Source organism: Pseudomonas sp. p50(2008), from assembly GCF_015351605.1.
Taxonomy (GTDB): Bacteria; Pseudomonadota; Gammaproteobacteria; order Pseudomonadales; family Pseudomonadaceae; genus Aquipseudomonas.
Genome location: NZ_JACMYF010000002.1, coordinates 61,991 through 75,451, shown reverse-complemented (window position 1 = coordinate 75,451; position 13,461 = coordinate 61,991). Strand labels below are relative to the sequence as shown.

Annotated in this window: 12 protein-coding genes; 6 read left to right on the top strand and 6 right to left on the bottom strand. The window is 58.8% G+C overall.

The genetic code is table 11. From position 1 onward, the window contains the following. The first annotated feature begins 27 nt into the window (after nt 1-27). Genes H7698_RS05440 through H7698_RS05425 form a run of 4 tightly spaced genes read left to right on the top strand, consistent with a single transcriptional unit; the run spans nt 28 to nt 3,554 of the window. Nucleotides 28-1,176 carry an ABC transporter permease gene (locus tag H7698_RS05440; RefSeq protein ID WP_194690819.1) on the top strand — a complete coding sequence of 383 codons (1,149 nt, stop codon included), beginning with the start codon at nt 28-30 and terminating at the stop codon, nt 1,174-1,176. Continuing rightward, on the top strand, nt 1,173-1,976 hold the full coding sequence (locus tag H7698_RS05435; RefSeq protein ID WP_162437572.1) for an ABC transporter ATP-binding protein: 804 nt from the start codon (nt 1,173-1,175) through the stop codon (nt 1,974-1,976). The genes H7698_RS05440 and H7698_RS05435 overlap by 4 nt, the downstream gene beginning before the upstream one ends. Nucleotide 1,977: 1 nt before the next feature. Then, a complete protein-coding gene (locus H7698_RS05430; RefSeq protein ID WP_162437571.1) occupies nt 1,978-2,916 on the top strand; it encodes an MlaD family protein in 939 nt (312 codons plus the stop codon). Continuing rightward, a complete protein-coding gene (locus H7698_RS05425; RefSeq protein ID WP_194690818.1) occupies nt 2,913-3,554 on the top strand; it encodes an ABC-type transport auxiliary lipoprotein family protein in 642 nt (213 codons plus the stop codon). Before H7698_RS05430 ends, H7698_RS05425 begins: the two co-directional genes overlap by 4 nt. Nucleotides 3,555-3,661: 107 nt before the next feature. Here H7698_RS05425 and H7698_RS05420 read toward each other — a convergent pair whose 3' ends face one another. The 5 genes from H7698_RS05420 to H7698_RS05400 form a co-directional block, all read right to left on the bottom strand. After that, the gene (locus H7698_RS05420) at nt 3,662-4,891 is read right to left on the bottom strand and encodes a nucleoside recognition domain-containing protein (RefSeq protein ID WP_194690817.1); all 1,230 of its coding nucleotides are present in this window, start codon (nt 4,889-4,891) and stop codon (nt 3,662-3,664) included. A 283-nt stretch (nt 4,892-5,174) separates the two neighbouring features. Continuing rightward, nucleotides 5,175-6,506: a glutamate/aspartate:proton symporter GltP gene (gene gltP, locus H7698_RS05415; RefSeq protein ID WP_194690816.1), complete on the bottom strand. Its 1,332-nt coding sequence runs from the start codon at nt 6,504-6,506 to the stop codon at nt 5,175-5,177. 714 nt (nt 6,507-7,220) lie between these two features. Further along, complete coding sequence (locus H7698_RS05410) at nt 7,221-7,685, bottom strand: inhibitor of vertebrate lysozyme family protein (protein ID WP_162438876.1); 465 nt, start codon at nt 7,683-7,685, stop codon at nt 7,221-7,223. Nucleotides 7,686-7,687: 2 nt separating this feature from the next. Further along, the gene (locus H7698_RS05405) at nt 7,688-7,852 is read right to left on the bottom strand and encodes a DUF1328 domain-containing protein (RefSeq protein WP_003177151.1); all 165 of its coding nucleotides are present in this window, start codon (nt 7,850-7,852) and stop codon (nt 7,688-7,690) included. 80 nt (nt 7,853-7,932) lie between these two features. Beyond that, nucleotides 7,933-8,220, bottom strand: a complete 288-nt coding sequence (locus tag H7698_RS05400) for a hypothetical protein (RefSeq protein ID WP_162438877.1) — start codon at nt 8,218-8,220, stop codon at nt 7,933-7,935. Nucleotides 8,221-8,653: 433 nt separating this feature from the next. On the opposite strand from H7698_RS05400, the gene algB reads away from it, so the two are divergent. Together algB and H7698_RS05390 are read left to right on the top strand one after the other, a co-directional pair. Next, the gene (gene algB, locus H7698_RS05395) at nt 8,654-10,000 is read left to right on the top strand and encodes a sigma-54-dependent response regulator transcription factor AlgB (protein ID WP_162438878.1); all 1,347 of its coding nucleotides are present in this window, start codon (nt 8,654-8,656) and stop codon (nt 9,998-10,000) included. 10 nt (nt 10,001-10,010) lie between these two features. Next, a complete protein-coding gene (locus tag H7698_RS05390; protein WP_194690815.1) occupies nt 10,011-11,801 on the top strand; it encodes a KinB sensor domain-containing domain in 1,791 nt (596 codons plus the stop codon). Nucleotides 11,802-11,808: 7 nt separating this feature from the next. Here H7698_RS05390 and H7698_RS05385 read toward each other — a convergent pair whose 3' ends face one another. Continuing rightward, nucleotides 11,809-13,422, bottom strand: a complete 1,614-nt coding sequence (locus H7698_RS05385; protein ID WP_194690814.1) for an EAL domain-containing protein — start codon at nt 13,420-13,422, stop codon at nt 11,809-11,811. Nucleotides 13,423-13,461: the final 39 nt, after the last annotated feature.

Genomic DNA, 13,461 nt, shown 5'->3' with positions numbered 1-13,461 from the left:
CCTCTCAGTCGAACAAGCATGGAGCTTATGACCAGCAGCACAACGGCCGGCAATGCCCAACTGGACACCTCTCACTCTCCCGCACAGCTGCGGGTTACGGGTGACTGGACGCTTGCCCATTACGCCGACCTCAAGGGCCTGAGCGAAAAGATTCGCGGCCAATACGACGACAGCGCCCACATCGACCTTAATGGTCTTGGCGCGCTCGATACCGCTGGCGCTTCGCTGCTGGTGGAGTTGCTGGGGTCCGAGCGTCTCGGCCGCTCCGCCGAACATCCGGATTGCACATTGTCCGGCGCCGATCGCGCGTTGCTGCAAACCGTGTACTGCTCGATGACGGACTTCTGCGTACCGATCAAGGAACCGGAAATCAGCGTCGGCATTCAATTGCTGACCCGCATTGGTCGCGCAGTCGACACGGTCTGGCAGGACACCTTGCAGCTGTTGGGTTTTGTCGGCCTGATCCTCGAAACCGTCGCCCGCAGCCTGTTTCGGCCCAAACGCTGGCGCATCACGCCAATGATTGCGCACATCGAACAGACCGGCCTCGACGCTGCCCCCATCGTTGCCCTGCTGACCTTTCTGGTGGGCGCCGTTGTGGCGTTTCTGGGGGCAACGGTGCTGGCGAGCTTTGGCGCGACGGTCTTCACCGTGGACCTGGTGGCGTTCTCTTTCCTGCGCGAGTTCGGCGTCCTGCTGACCGCGATCCTGATGGCCGGCCGCACCGCCAGTGCGTTCACCGCTCAGATCGGTTCGATGAAGGCCAACGAAGAAATCGACGCCATCCGCACGTTGGGCCTGGACCCGATGGAGTTGCTGGTGGTGCCGCGTGTCCTCGCCCTGCTGGTCGCGCTGCCGATGCTGACCTTTCTGGCGATGCTTTCGGGAATTATCGGCGGCGGCGTGGTGTGTGCCGTGTCGCTGGATATCTCGCCTGCGATGTTCCTGTCGCTGCTGCAATCGGACATTGGTGTTCAGCACTTTCTGGTGGGGATGGTCAAAGCGCCTATCTTCGCCTTCCTGATTGCGGCCATTGGCTGCCTTGAGGGCTTCAAGGTCAGTGGCAGCGCTGAGTCTGTTGGCGCGCACACCACGTCCAGCGTGGTCCAGTCGATTTTTGTGGTGATCGTTCTCGACGCAGTCGCCGCGCTGTTTTTCATGGAGATGGGCTGGTGAGTCGTCTACCCCGAGCGCCCTCCGAGGCCGTGATCGAAGTCCGTGACCTGTGCAATCGCTTTGGCAATCAGAGCGTGCACGAACATCTGGACCTGGACTTGTACAAGGGCGAAATCCTCGCCGTGGTGGGCGGTTCCGGGAGCGGCAAATCGGTGCTGCTGCGCAGTATTGTCGGCCTGCGCCAGCCCACTGAGGGCGTAGTCAAGGTGTTTGGTAAAAACCTCCCGACGTTATCTGAGCAAGAGCGCTCGATGGTCGAGCGGCGTTTCGGTGTGCTGTTCCAGAAAGGTGCCCTGTTTTCTTCGCTGACCGTAACCGAAAACGTCGCCCTGCCCCTCATCGAACACGCTGGCTTGAGTCGCGAAGATGCCGAGCACCTGGCTGCAGTGAAACTGGCATTGGCGGGCTTGCCATTGTCTGCGGCGGACAAGTACCCGGCCTCGCTCTCCGGCGGCATGATCAAGCGTGCTGCGCTGGCCCGGGCGCTGGCGCTGGACCCGGATATTCTGTTTCTCGACGAACCTACGGCCGGCCTCGACCCGATTGGTGCTGCGGCCTTCGATCAATTGATCCTGACCCTGCGCGACGCGTTGGGCCTGAGCGTATTTCTGGTCACCCACGACCTGGACACGCTCTACACCATCACCGACCGTGTGGCGGTGCTGGCGCAGAAAAAGGTACTGGTGGCCGATGCCATCGACAAGGTTTCGGAAACCGACGACGCGTGGATTCACGAATACTTCCATGGCCCTCGTGGCCGCGCGGCGCTGACTGCCGCTCAACAGCTCAACGAGGTCTGACATGGAAACCCGAGCCCATCATGTGTTGATCGGCCTGTTCACGGTAATTGTGGTGGCAGGCGCCCTGCTTTTCGGCCTGTGGCTGGCCAAGTCCAGTGTCGACACGGAGTTCAAGGATTACGAAATCGTCTTCAACGAGGCGGTCAGCGGCCTGTCCAAAGGCAGCGCCGTGCAGTACAGCGGGATCAAGGTCGGCGATGTCGTGACGTTGCGCCTGGACCCGAAAGACCCGCGTCGGGTGCTGGCGCGCATCCGCTTGGGTGGCGAAACGCCGATCAAGGAAGACACCCGGGCCATACTGGCGCTGACCGGTATCACGGGCACCTCGATCATCCAGCTCAGCGGTGGCACGCCGCAGAGCCCGGCGCTCAAGGGCAAAGGCGGTGACCTGCCGACGATTGTGGCATCGCCCTCACCCATCGCCCGCCTGCTCAACGACAGCAACGACCTGATGGCCGGTGTGAATACGCTGATGCATAACGCCAATCTGATGTTCTCCACGGAGAACGTTGAACGCATCAGCAAGACCCTGGAGCATCTGGAGCAAACCACCGGCACCATTGCCGATCAACGTGGCGATATCCGTCAGGCCATGCAGCAATTGGCATCGGTGGGCAAGCAAGCGGGTGCCATGCTGGAACAGACCTCGGCGCTGATGCGTAACGCCAATGGCCTGCTCAATGATCAGGGCAAGCAGATGTTCGGCAGTGCCGAGCAGGCAATGAAGTCGCTGGAACAGAGCAGCGCGACCATCAACAAGCTGATCTCCAGCAATCAGGATTCCCTGAACAACGGCATGCAAGGTCTCAACGGGCTGGCGCCGGCGGTGCGTGAACTGCGTGACACGCTGACGTCGTTGCGCGCGATTTCCCAGCGCCTTGAAGCCAACCCCAGCGGTTATCTGCTGGGCAACGACAAGAACAAGGAGTTCACGCCATGAAGCTGAGCCACGTCGCCCTCCTCGCCAGCTTCGTGCTGCTCAATGCCTGTTCGATCCTGCCCAAGCCCGAACCGTTCGATGTCTATCGATTGCCGTCGGCCCAGAGCGGCGCCTCGGCCAGCCACGTTACGCCGCAACGCTGGTCGCTGCGCCTGGCCAAACCGCAGGCGAGCCAGGCGTTGAACAGCCCGAACATCGCGGTGATCCCCCAGGGTGATCTGCTCAGCAGCTACAAAGGTTCACGCTGGACCGATCCGGCGCCGGTGCTGCTGCGCAATCGTCTGCTGGACGGTTTTCAGCGAGACGGTCGAATTCAGTTGTTGAGCTCCGACGACAGCAATTTCCAGGCAGACCTGGAGCTGGGCGGCCACTTGCAGGCGTTCCAGACCGAATATCAAGGCACGGTCGCGAGCGTGGTCGTTCGGCTGGATGCGTTGCTGGTGCGGGGCTATGACCAGCGGATTCTCGCCAGCCGACGCTTCGAAGTGCGCCAGCCGTTGAGTGATGTGCAGGTGCCGTCGGTTGTTGCCGGTTTTGGCCTGGCCAGTGACCAGTTGACGACACAGGTGGTGAGTTGGGCGGTGGAGCAAGGGCAGCGATTGGCACCGCCTGTCAGGAACGCATCAAATCCTTTGTAGCAGCTGCCGAGGCACGAGGCTGCGTTGGGCTGCGCAGCGGCCCCCGAGGGCGGTCCTGCGACACGCAACGCAGCCTCGTGCCTCGGCAGCTGCTACAGGGATTGTGGTTAGCCGAAGAACCAGTAGCACACGCCGATAGCGGCGAGCACACCGGCCAGTTCCGCCAGCAGCGCGCAGCCCACAGCGTGCCGCGCGCGCTGGATGCCCACCGCGCCGAAGTACACCGCCAATACATAGAACGTCGTTTCAGTGCTGCCCTGGATCGTCGCCGCCACCAGCGCCGGGAAGCTGTCGACCCCGGACGTTTTCATGGTTTCGATCAACATCGCCCGGGCGGCGCTGCCCGAGAATGGCTTGACCATTGCTGTCGGCAGCGCGTCGACGAAGCGTGTGTCCCAACCCGCCCACTCCACCAGATGCCGAATGCCGTCGAGACCAAAATCCAGCGCACCGGAGGCCCGCAGTACGCCGACCGCGCAGAGCATGGCCACCAGATACGGCAACAGATTCTTCGCTACGTCGAAGCCTTCTTTCGCCCCTTCGACGAAGGCTTCGTACACCTTCACTTTGCGCAAGGCGCCGATCACCAGAAACAACATGATCAGGCCAAACAGCGTCAGGTTGCCCAGGATCGAGGACAAACCGGCCAGAGCGGTGGCTGAGAGGGTCGCCAGCAAAGCCATGAAGCCGCCGAGGGCCAGGGCACCGGGGATCAGATAGGCAAGCACCACTGGATCCCACAGGCGCAGGCGCTGCATGAACGCGACGGACAGCAGGCCCACCAGCGTTGAGCAACTGGTGGCCAACAGGATGGGCAGGAACACCAGCGTCGGGTCGGGTGCGCCTTGCTGGGCGCGGTACATGAAGATGGTCACAGGCAGCAGCGTCAATGACGAGGCGTTGAGCACCAGAAAGAGAATTTGCGCGTTACTGGCAATGGTCGGGCTGGGGTTGAGCTCCTGCAACGCTTTCATGGCCTTCAGGCCGATGGGCGTGGCGGCGTTGTCGAGGCCCAGGCCGTTGGCGGCGAAGTTGAGGGTGATCAGGCCGATGGCCGGGTGGCCCGCGGGGACTTCCGGCATCAGGCGAAGGAACAGTGGCCCCAGGGCTTTCGCCAGCCAATCGACGATCCCGGCTTTTTCGGCGATGCGCAGAAACCCGAGCCAAAGGGTGAGGGTGCCGAACAGCAGCACCATGACTTCGACCGACAATTTGGCCATGGCGAAAATGCTCTCTACCATCGCCGCGAAGATCCCGGCGTTGCCGCCGATCAGCCATTGCGCCAGTGCCGAAACGGCAGCCACGATGAAGAAGCCAAGCCACAGGCCATTAAGCATGAGTCAAATCCCCCGAAGAATGCGGCGAATGATAGCGGGGTAGCCAGAAACGACAAACCCCGGATTTCTCCGGGGTTTCTATGAGTGCGCAACCGCGCTTGCGGGAGCACCTGTGGCGAGGGGATTTATCCCCGTTCGGCTGCGCAGCAGTCGTAAAACCAGCGCACACTTTATACCTGATACACCTCGGTCGCAGATTTGGGGCTGCTTCGCAGCCCAACGGTGCGGTGCGACGTTTCGCTAAATCCCCTCACCACAGAGTTGTGTGCCTCAAGGGGGTGTATCAGCTGTTCAAGGTTTCGCCAGCCGGCAGCTTTTCCTTGCTGCGCCAGTGCGGCAGGGAGTTCCAGTAGCGCTCGCCCTTGGCGTCGTCGTACATGCCTTCCCAGCGGGAGATGACCAATACCGCCAAGGCATTGCCGATCACGTTCAACGCGGTACGTGCCATGTCCATGATGCGGTCGACACCGGCGATAAATGCCAGGCCTTCCAGCGGAATACCCACGCTGCCCAGTGTGGCCAGCAGCACCACGAAGGACACACCCGGTACGCCGGCGATGCCTTTGGAGGTGACCATCAAGGTCAGTACCAGCAGCAACTGCTGGCTGATGGACAGGTCGATGCCGTACAGCTGGGCAATGAAAATTGCCGCGATGCTTTGATAAAGCGTCGAACCGTCCAGGTTGAACGAATAGCCGGTTGGCACCACGAAGCTGCAAATGGCCTTCGGCGCGCCGTAGGCTTCCATCTTCTCGATAACGCGTGGCAGCACGGTTTCCGAACTTGCGGTGGAGTAGGCCAGCACCAGCTCATCCTTGAAGATGCGCATCAGTTTGAGCACCGAGAAACCGAACAGGCGAGCAATCAGGCCCAGCACCACAAAGGCGAAGAAGGCAATAGCGACGTAAACCAGGATGACCAGTTTGGCCAGCGGGATCAGGGAAGCGAAGCCGAAGTTGGCAACCGTCACCGCGATCAGTGCGAACACGCCAATCGGGGCGTAGTTCATGATCATGTGGGTCACTTTGAACATGCTTTCCGATACGCCCTGGAACATTTTTACCAGGGGTTCGCGCAAGTCGGCTTGCAGGCTCGACAGACCAAGACCGAACAATACCGAGAAGAAAATGATCGGCAGCATCTCGCCACGGGCCATGGCCGCGAAGATGTTCGACGGGATCAGGTTGAGGATTGTTTCGATGAACGCATGTTCATGCTGAACCTCGGCAGCAGTCGCCTGGTACTTGGAAATATCCACGGTACCCAGGGTGCTCATGTCGATGCCGGTGCCCGGGTGGAACACGTTTGCCAGCACCAGACCTACCACGATAGCGATCGTGGTGACGATCTCGAAGTAGATGATGGTCTTCAGACCGATACGCCCGAGTTTCTTCGCGTCGCCAACACCGGCGATGCCGACGATCAGCGAGGAGATGACGATCGGAATCACGATCATCTTGATCAGACGGATAAAGATATCGCCCGCGGGTTGAAGGACGTTACTGATCCACCAGGCTTTTTCGGCACTGAAATGGTTGAGCAGCGCACCGATTGCAATCCCCAATACCAGACCGATCAGGATCTGCCAGGCGAGGCTAAGCTTTGCCTTCTTCATATCTTTACCCTTACTTGCGTTTGACTCAGGCAGATGCGCGGAACTGGAACGCTCGTGGCGAAAAAGTCTTGTGCATCGGCCTCCGTATAAGGTGCCCCGAAGCGCGTGTTTGCGGCTCTCTGGCAGGCGAAAAAAGGCGCAACTATTCCGATGCAAGGAAGCGACGTCTAATGCCGTAAACGCCTACCCTATGCCGAATCGGCATGAGCTTTTTTAAGTGAAACTCGCGTCCCAACCGGTTCGAATACGACATTTCGGCAGGCATAAGTGCCGTGAACCGGCCATCATAGAGCAGGTTGAGTGTTTTTTGATCAGGTGAGGTGAGGGGGTTTTGGGGCTGAAATCGGACAATCCGACAGGAAGATGCCGTTGAAAAATCAGGCAATTTTTCTCGATGTACGGTCGCGACGAAACACCGCGAAAAGTATTTTTTGAGAAAGTTGATTCGAATTGTAGAGAAGAGAAGCTCAACCGAGCGGTTGGCCTAAGATCGATGCCTCAGTTGCATAAGCTCTCCGCAAGTCCGTCGATGCCTATCACCGGCGAACTTGCGTCGCAGCTATTCCTGACCCGGTCCTTTCGCAAGTACTCCCTGTACTCGTAGGTCACTCCGCCCCTGAAACAGGCAGAACATCCCGACCCCTTGGTCATGCGTCTACCTTCCTCGGGTAGCGCATTGGAAAGATGCCATTTGGCCTCTTTCTTGTTACAAACTCAGTACCAGTTCGGATCTTTCTTCAGTTGTTCCATCAACAGCTTTTGCATGCCCTCGTCCGGCTTTCCAAGGAAGCGATAGTCGGCATGTCGTGTAGGCGACTTGTCGGCTGGCAACCCGGCAGGCACTTCGACCAGCATGGCGTATGCGTCCTTTTTGTCGAAGCTAACGGCGACGATCAAGCGCTTGTTGAGACAGGTCGCCTGCGTTTCGCAAAGCGGTCCAACGAGGTACTTATCGCCATCTTCTTCAACCGCATTCATTTGCTCGGCGTCGCCGGACAGGTTCATGACCCATTCCGGCAGGCGTTCTTCCTTCTTCACCACGCCTTGCCAGGTTTCCCGGTATTGCGGGTCAGTGTTCAGCAACTCGTTGACCCGCGCCTGGCCGTCATTGGCCGCCATCGCCATGGCACTACCGCCCAAGAGCAGGGCGGCTGCCAGTGTCTTTAACGAAACGCTCATGTTCAGCCTCGACCGCGACGGCCAAAGAAGAACGAAGCAATGAACATCACCAGGAACACGACAAAGAGAATCTTGGCGATACCCGTGGCGGTGCCCGCGATACCACCGAAGCCCAGTACGGCGGCGATGATGGCAATGATCAAGAATGTGATTGCCCAGCTCAACATGGTGATTCTCCTTACGCTTCTATTAGAGGTAGTGCTTGGTGGTGCGTTTCCCGGCGCATCGAACGCGCCAAGTTCGTGAGTTAGAACACCCAGCGTTCCTGACGTGGCATCTCATCTACAGGCTGAGCCTGGTCGACGTCCATCATTCGTAGCGGGGTTGTGTCAGCCTGATTGCTGCTGACGGCACTGAAGTGGGTCTGAGTCGGATGCTTGAGCGACACATGTGGCGCTTCTGGCTGCTGGCTCTGCTCCCAGAGAAGAAACTGTTGGCCGCCGATCAGAGTGATCAAAAGGGCGAGCATGGCGAACAGACCTTGCTGGATATGCAGTGGCGAGATGCGCAATTGGGCGGCACGTTGGCGATTCATCCGGAAACTCCTCCCACTCTGGTGGTGATCTTGTTGTGGGCGATGGTTTTGCCCTGATTAACCAGAGTATTGCAGCCTGCATGCCAGCTTTTTGATGAGAATTAATCCTTTAAAATCAACGACTTAAAAGATAGTTAAAAATTGCATTGAACGCATCCTGCACGATGGGCTCTCTACGGTCGTGCGTAATGCACGATAATGCCGTAGGAACTTTCATTCTTTTTGAATTGAGAGGAGGGCGCAGATGTCAGAAAAGGATGTGGGCAACGGCTTAACGCTCTGATTTTGGATAAAAAACTAAAGAAATCAGGCCATTGGCTGGGATTCGCTTAGATAGCTACCCTGTCAGAGATGGAAAGGCACAGAATCAACCATGCAACTTGCCCGATTTTTCCGGGACTAACCAAGATCATTCAGAAAGGAGCGTAGGAAAATGGAGTCAGCCACTGAGCATCAAGGCCGCATTCTGCTGGTGGACGACGAATCCGCCATCCTGCGAACTTTCCGTTATTGCCTCGAAGACGAGGGCTACAGTGTCGCTACTGCCAACAGCGCAGCCCAGGCGGATGCGTTACTGCAACGCCAGGTGTTCGACCTGTGCTTTCTCGATCTGCGGCTAGGCGAAGACAACGGCCTTGATGTACTCGCCCAAATGCGCATTCAGGCCCCGTGGATGCGGGTCGTCATTGTCACGGCTCACTCTGCCGTTGACACGGCTGTAGATGCCATTCAGGCGGGTGCCGCCGATTATCTGGTCAAGCCTTGCAGCCCTGATCAGTTGCGCCTTGCGACGGCCAAACAGTTGGAAGTTCGGCAATTGTCGGCGCGTCTGGAAGCGCTGGAAGGTGAAATTCGCAAGCCCAAGGATGGCTTGGATTCCCACAGCCCGGCCATGAAAGTAGTGCTTGAAACAGCACGCCAGGTGGCCAGTACCGATGCGAACATCCTGATTCTCGGTGAGTCCGGTACAGGTAAGGGTGAGCTGTCCCAGGCCATTCATGGCTGGAGCAAGCGGGCTAAAAAATCCTGCGTAACTATCAATTGCCCGTCCTTGACCGCCGAGTTGATGGAGAGCGAACTGTTTGGTCACAGCCGTGGTGCGTTCACAGGCGCAAGCGAAAGTACCTTGGGGCGTGTGAATCAGGCTGACGGCGGAACACTGTTTCTCGACGAGATCGGCGACTTTCCTCTCACGTTGCAGCCAAAATTGCTTCGTTTCATTCAAGACAAAGAATATGAGCGTGTCGGTGATCCGGTGACCCGCCGCGCCGATGTGCGAATCCTCGCAGCGACCAACCTTAACCTTGAAGACATGGTGCGCGACGGTCGCTTCCGTGAAGACCTGCTCTACCGCCTGAATGTCATTACCTTGCACTTGCCGCCATTGAGGGAACGTCGCGAAGACATCCTGAACCTGGCTGATCGTTTCCTGGCGCGCTTCGTCAAGGAATACGCGCGCCCGGCTCGCGGTTTCAGCGACGAAGCCCGGGAAGCGCTGCTGAGTTACCGCTGGCCAGGCAACATTCGCGAGCTGCGCAACGTCGTGGAGCGGGCAAGCATTATCTGTCCGCAGGAGCGTGTAGAGATCAGCCACCTGGGCATGGCCGAAACACCGGTCAACAGCGCGCCACGCATCGGCGCCGCGTTGAGTCTGGACGAATTGGAAAAGGCGCACATCGGTGCGGTCCTGGCCACGGCGGATACGCTGGACCAAGCCGCTAAAACCCTGGGCATCGACGCTTCGACCCTGTATCGCAAACGCAAGCAGTACAACCTGTGAGTCATCCCCGATGAAACTGGCGATGAAGTTGCGCACCCGGCTCTTCCTGAGTATTTCGGCGCTGATCACGGTTGCGCTACTTGGGCTGTTGCTCGGTCTGGTCAGTGTGATGCAGATGGCCAGCTCCCAGGAAGCGCTAGTGCGCAACAACTTTGCGACCCTGGATTTGGGGCTGAAACTGAGGCAAACCCTGGGCGATCAATTGATCGTCATGCTCAGCGAAAAACCCGACGACGGGGCCTTCGAGAGATCCAGGCAGAAGTATTTCGAGCTGCTTGATGAAGGTATCGCCCATGAGCAGAAGGGCGATGGCATTCAGTATGGTTTTAGCCAGGCCAAGGCGGATTATCAGAGCTTTCTCGAGGCCTACACACAGTCGCGTGATACGACCCACGTACTGAGTGGCAATGAGGCGCTCACTGAAAAATTCAATGCGCTGCGCAATGGTTTGCTTACCGAGCACAAGCGTGCGCTGGATAACATTAATGAAACCCAGCGCAGCGCGCGCGACCGGGCGTTATTGGTCGCGGGACTGCTTGGGTTGGTCGGGCTCGCGGTGCTGATCATAGGTTTTGTTACCGCTCACGCCATTGCCAGGCGTTTCGGTGCTCCCATCGAAGCGTTAGCCCAAGCGGCAGACAATATAGGCCAGGGCAATTTCGAAGTGACACTGCCGATTTCATCGGCGGAGGAAATGAACCTGCTTACCAAGCGCTTCGGGATGATGGCCGAGGCATTGCGCGAGCATCAGGCCACGAACATCGATGAATTGCTCGCGGGGCAGCAGCGTTTGCAGGCGGTCCTCGACAGCATTGATGACGGGTTGCTGATGATCGACCGTGAAGGGTATCTGGAGCATTTGAACCCCGTCGCTCAACGGCAGTTGGGTTGGGACGCTGATCGACTTGGCCAGGGATTGGGCTCTGCTCTCGAACGCCCCGAGCTGGATGAGCAGCTGCAATTGGTTCTGCGCGGCGGCACGCTTGAGCGTGCACCGGAGGATCTGAGTATCGAGGTCGATGGTGAGTCGCGGCTGCTGACGTATAGCCTGACGCCGGTCAGCCATACGCAGGGTCATATTCTCGGTGCCGTGATGGTGCTGCATGACGTGACCGAGCAGCGTGCCTTCGAGCGGGTGCGCAGCGAGTTCGTGTTACGCGCTTCCCATGAGTTGCGAACCCCGGTCACGGGGATGCACATGGCCTTCGGCCTGTTCCGGGAACGGGCGAAATTTCCTGAAGATTCACGCGAGGCCGATCTGCTGGATACCGTGAATGAAGAGATGCAGCGGTTGATGCAATTGATCAACGATCTGCTGAACTTCTCTCGTTACCAGAACGGATTGCAAAAGCTCACGCTGGCGCCATGTTCCATCGACGAGTTGCTGGAAGAGGCGCGGTTGCGGTTCTCCGGGGCGGCACAGGACAGTGGTATCGATCTGCTGGTTGAAGTGCAGGGTCCGTTGCCCAGGCTGCAGGCTGATAAGGCCCAGCTGGATCGCGTGCTCGATAACCTGATTGATAATGCGTTGCGCCACACCGGACCGGACGGGCAGATCCGTTTGCAAGCCCGGCGCCATGGCGAGCGCGTCATCATCAGCGTCGAGGATAACGGCGAAGGCATTGCCTACGGACAACAGGGACGGATCTTCGAACCCTTTGTGCAGGTGGGCCGCAAGAAGGGCGGCGCGGGGCTCGGTCTGGCGCTGTGCAAGGAGATCGTGCAGTTGCACGGCGGGCGGATGGGCGTTTATTCGCGGCCAGGGCAGGGCACGCAGTTCTATATGGCGCTGGCGGTTTAAAGTGGGTTCACGCTTCGTCGTCGAAGCGTCTACCGGCCAAGCGGCGACCCCGTGTAATCAGCTCAATGAATTGAACTGCGCTTAACGCATGGGCGAATAGCCAGCCCTGGCCGTACTTAACGCCTTCGCTACTCAGGAACGCGGCTTGGGATTCCAGTTCGATCCCCTCGGCAATCACTTTGAGTTGCAGGGCCTGGGCCATGTGGATGATGTGCGGGGCAACACCGCTGCTGGCGGCGTCGTGGCCCAGCGCATCGATGAATGCCTTATCGATCTTCAGGCAGTCCACTGGCAGGGTCTGCAGGTAGGCGAGGCTGCAATAGCCGGTGCCGAAGTCATCGATCAAAACCTGATGCCCGACATCTCGCAAGGCTTGCAGGTTTTCCCTGGCCACTACCACGTCGATCAATCCCCGCTCGGTTACCTCAAACGCAATCTGCTGCGCTGCGACCCGGTGCAGGGTCAGCAAACGCGCCATCACTTGTCCGATACGGGGCACCATCACGTCGCATGCCGCCAGGTTGACCGAGATGTACAGCTTTGGATTGGCTCGCAGTAGCTGTCCCAGTTGCTCAAGCAATCGCTGCAAGACGAAGTCGGTCATTTGCCGGATCTGACCGGTGTTCTCTGCCATGGGAATGAACAGGTCGGGGCTGGTCAGGGTTCCATCCGGTCGACGCCAGCGCAGCAAGGCTTCCGCCCCGACACAATTACGGCTGTCGAGGTCGAAGATCGGTTGATACAACACCTGCAACTCGCCCCTGCGTATGGCGCCATTGAGCTCGGCATCCAGTGACTGTCGCTGACGGACCAGCAGGAACACCAGGAAACCCATGAAGCAGCCGAGTAACACGCTGGCTGGCAGCAACCACCACCACACTGCAGGCACGTGAATAACAGTGCGAGGTGAGATGAGCACGAGTTGATACGCGGGATTATTGGTGGGCATGCGGTAGATCAAACTGGTTTGCGTGATCTGCAACGCATCGCGGCTTTTTGGTGGCCAGCCTTCTGGAGGCGGCCAGGCCTGTGCGACGCCCAGAACAGGGATCGCTCGAGCGCCACGGTCGAGCACCACCAGCAGGCTGCTACCCGGCGACAGATCGACCATGTCGGTCAAGTGCCCGCGAGAGGTGGCGACGCGGAAGTTGCCACGTCCGAGCATCAAGGCCGCGCGGTTTTCGTCGGGCTCGGTCGTGGTGTTTAGCCAGTAACTGTACGTGGGGCCTGTGATATCAGGTGGTCTGCTCATCGATAGCCCTTCCTGGCGAGGGCGGTTGGAGCAGATCCGGGAGGCGTCCATGTAGGCGGCTTCGTAAACGAAGCGGTAGTTGAAGGTGACTTGCTGCAGGGTGGCGATCATTTCGTCGTCACAGCGCCTGAGCGGCTGGGCTTCAAGGTCGTCGAGGCTTTCGCGCAGCTGTCCGAACAGTTGCTCCAGGCGGGCGAGAAATCGCTCGCCCTGGGCGTTCATTTCTTCGCTTTCGTTTTGGTCGACCTGGTGTACGGCAACGAAAAGACTGCCTGCCATCAGCAGTGTCGCGCTCAAGACAGCCGCCAGCGTCGCCAAAAACCAAGGGCGATAGAACCAGCTACGCAATGCCTCTCGAGCAGCAGCCATCAGTGAACATCCGAAGAATTACCAATGAGTTATAGCTGC

Excerpts from the sequence above, each read along its gene's own strand:
- H7698_RS05390 (WP_194690815.1), top strand. The coding sequence starts at position 10,011 with ATGAAACTGGCGATGAAGTTGCGCACCCGGCTCTTCCTGAGTATTTCG.
- H7698_RS05385 (WP_194690814.1), bottom strand. The coding sequence starts at position 13,422 with ATGGCTGCTGCTCGAGAGGCATTGCGTAGCTGGTTCTATCGCCCTTGG.
- H7698_RS05425 (WP_194690818.1), top strand. The coding sequence starts at position 2,913 with ATGAAGCTGAGCCACGTCGCCCTCCTCGCCAGCTTCGTGCTGCTCAAT.
- H7698_RS05405 (WP_003177151.1), bottom strand. The coding sequence starts at position 7,852 with ATGTTGAGCTGGGCAATCACATTCTTGATCATTGCCATCATCGCCGCC.
- H7698_RS05440 (WP_194690819.1), top strand. The coding sequence starts at position 28 with ATGACCAGCAGCACAACGGCCGGCAATGCCCAACTGGACACCTCTCAC.
- H7698_RS05430 (WP_162437571.1), top strand. The coding sequence starts at position 1,978 with ATGGAAACCCGAGCCCATCATGTGTTGATCGGCCTGTTCACGGTAATT.
- H7698_RS05410 (WP_162438876.1), bottom strand. The coding sequence starts at position 7,685 with ATGAGCGTTTCGTTAAAGACACTGGCAGCCGCCCTGCTCTTGGGCGGT.
- H7698_RS05400 (WP_162438877.1), bottom strand. The coding sequence starts at position 8,220 with ATGAATCGCCAACGTGCCGCCCAATTGCGCATCTCGCCACTGCATATC.
- gltP (WP_194690816.1), bottom strand. The coding sequence starts at position 6,506 with ATGAAGAAGGCAAAGCTTAGCCTCGCCTGGCAGATCCTGATCGGTCTG.
- H7698_RS05420 (WP_194690817.1), bottom strand. The coding sequence starts at position 4,891 with ATGCTTAATGGCCTGTGGCTTGGCTTCTTCATCGTGGCTGCCGTTTCG.
- algB (WP_162438878.1), top strand. The coding sequence starts at position 8,654 with ATGGAGTCAGCCACTGAGCATCAAGGCCGCATTCTGCTGGTGGACGAC.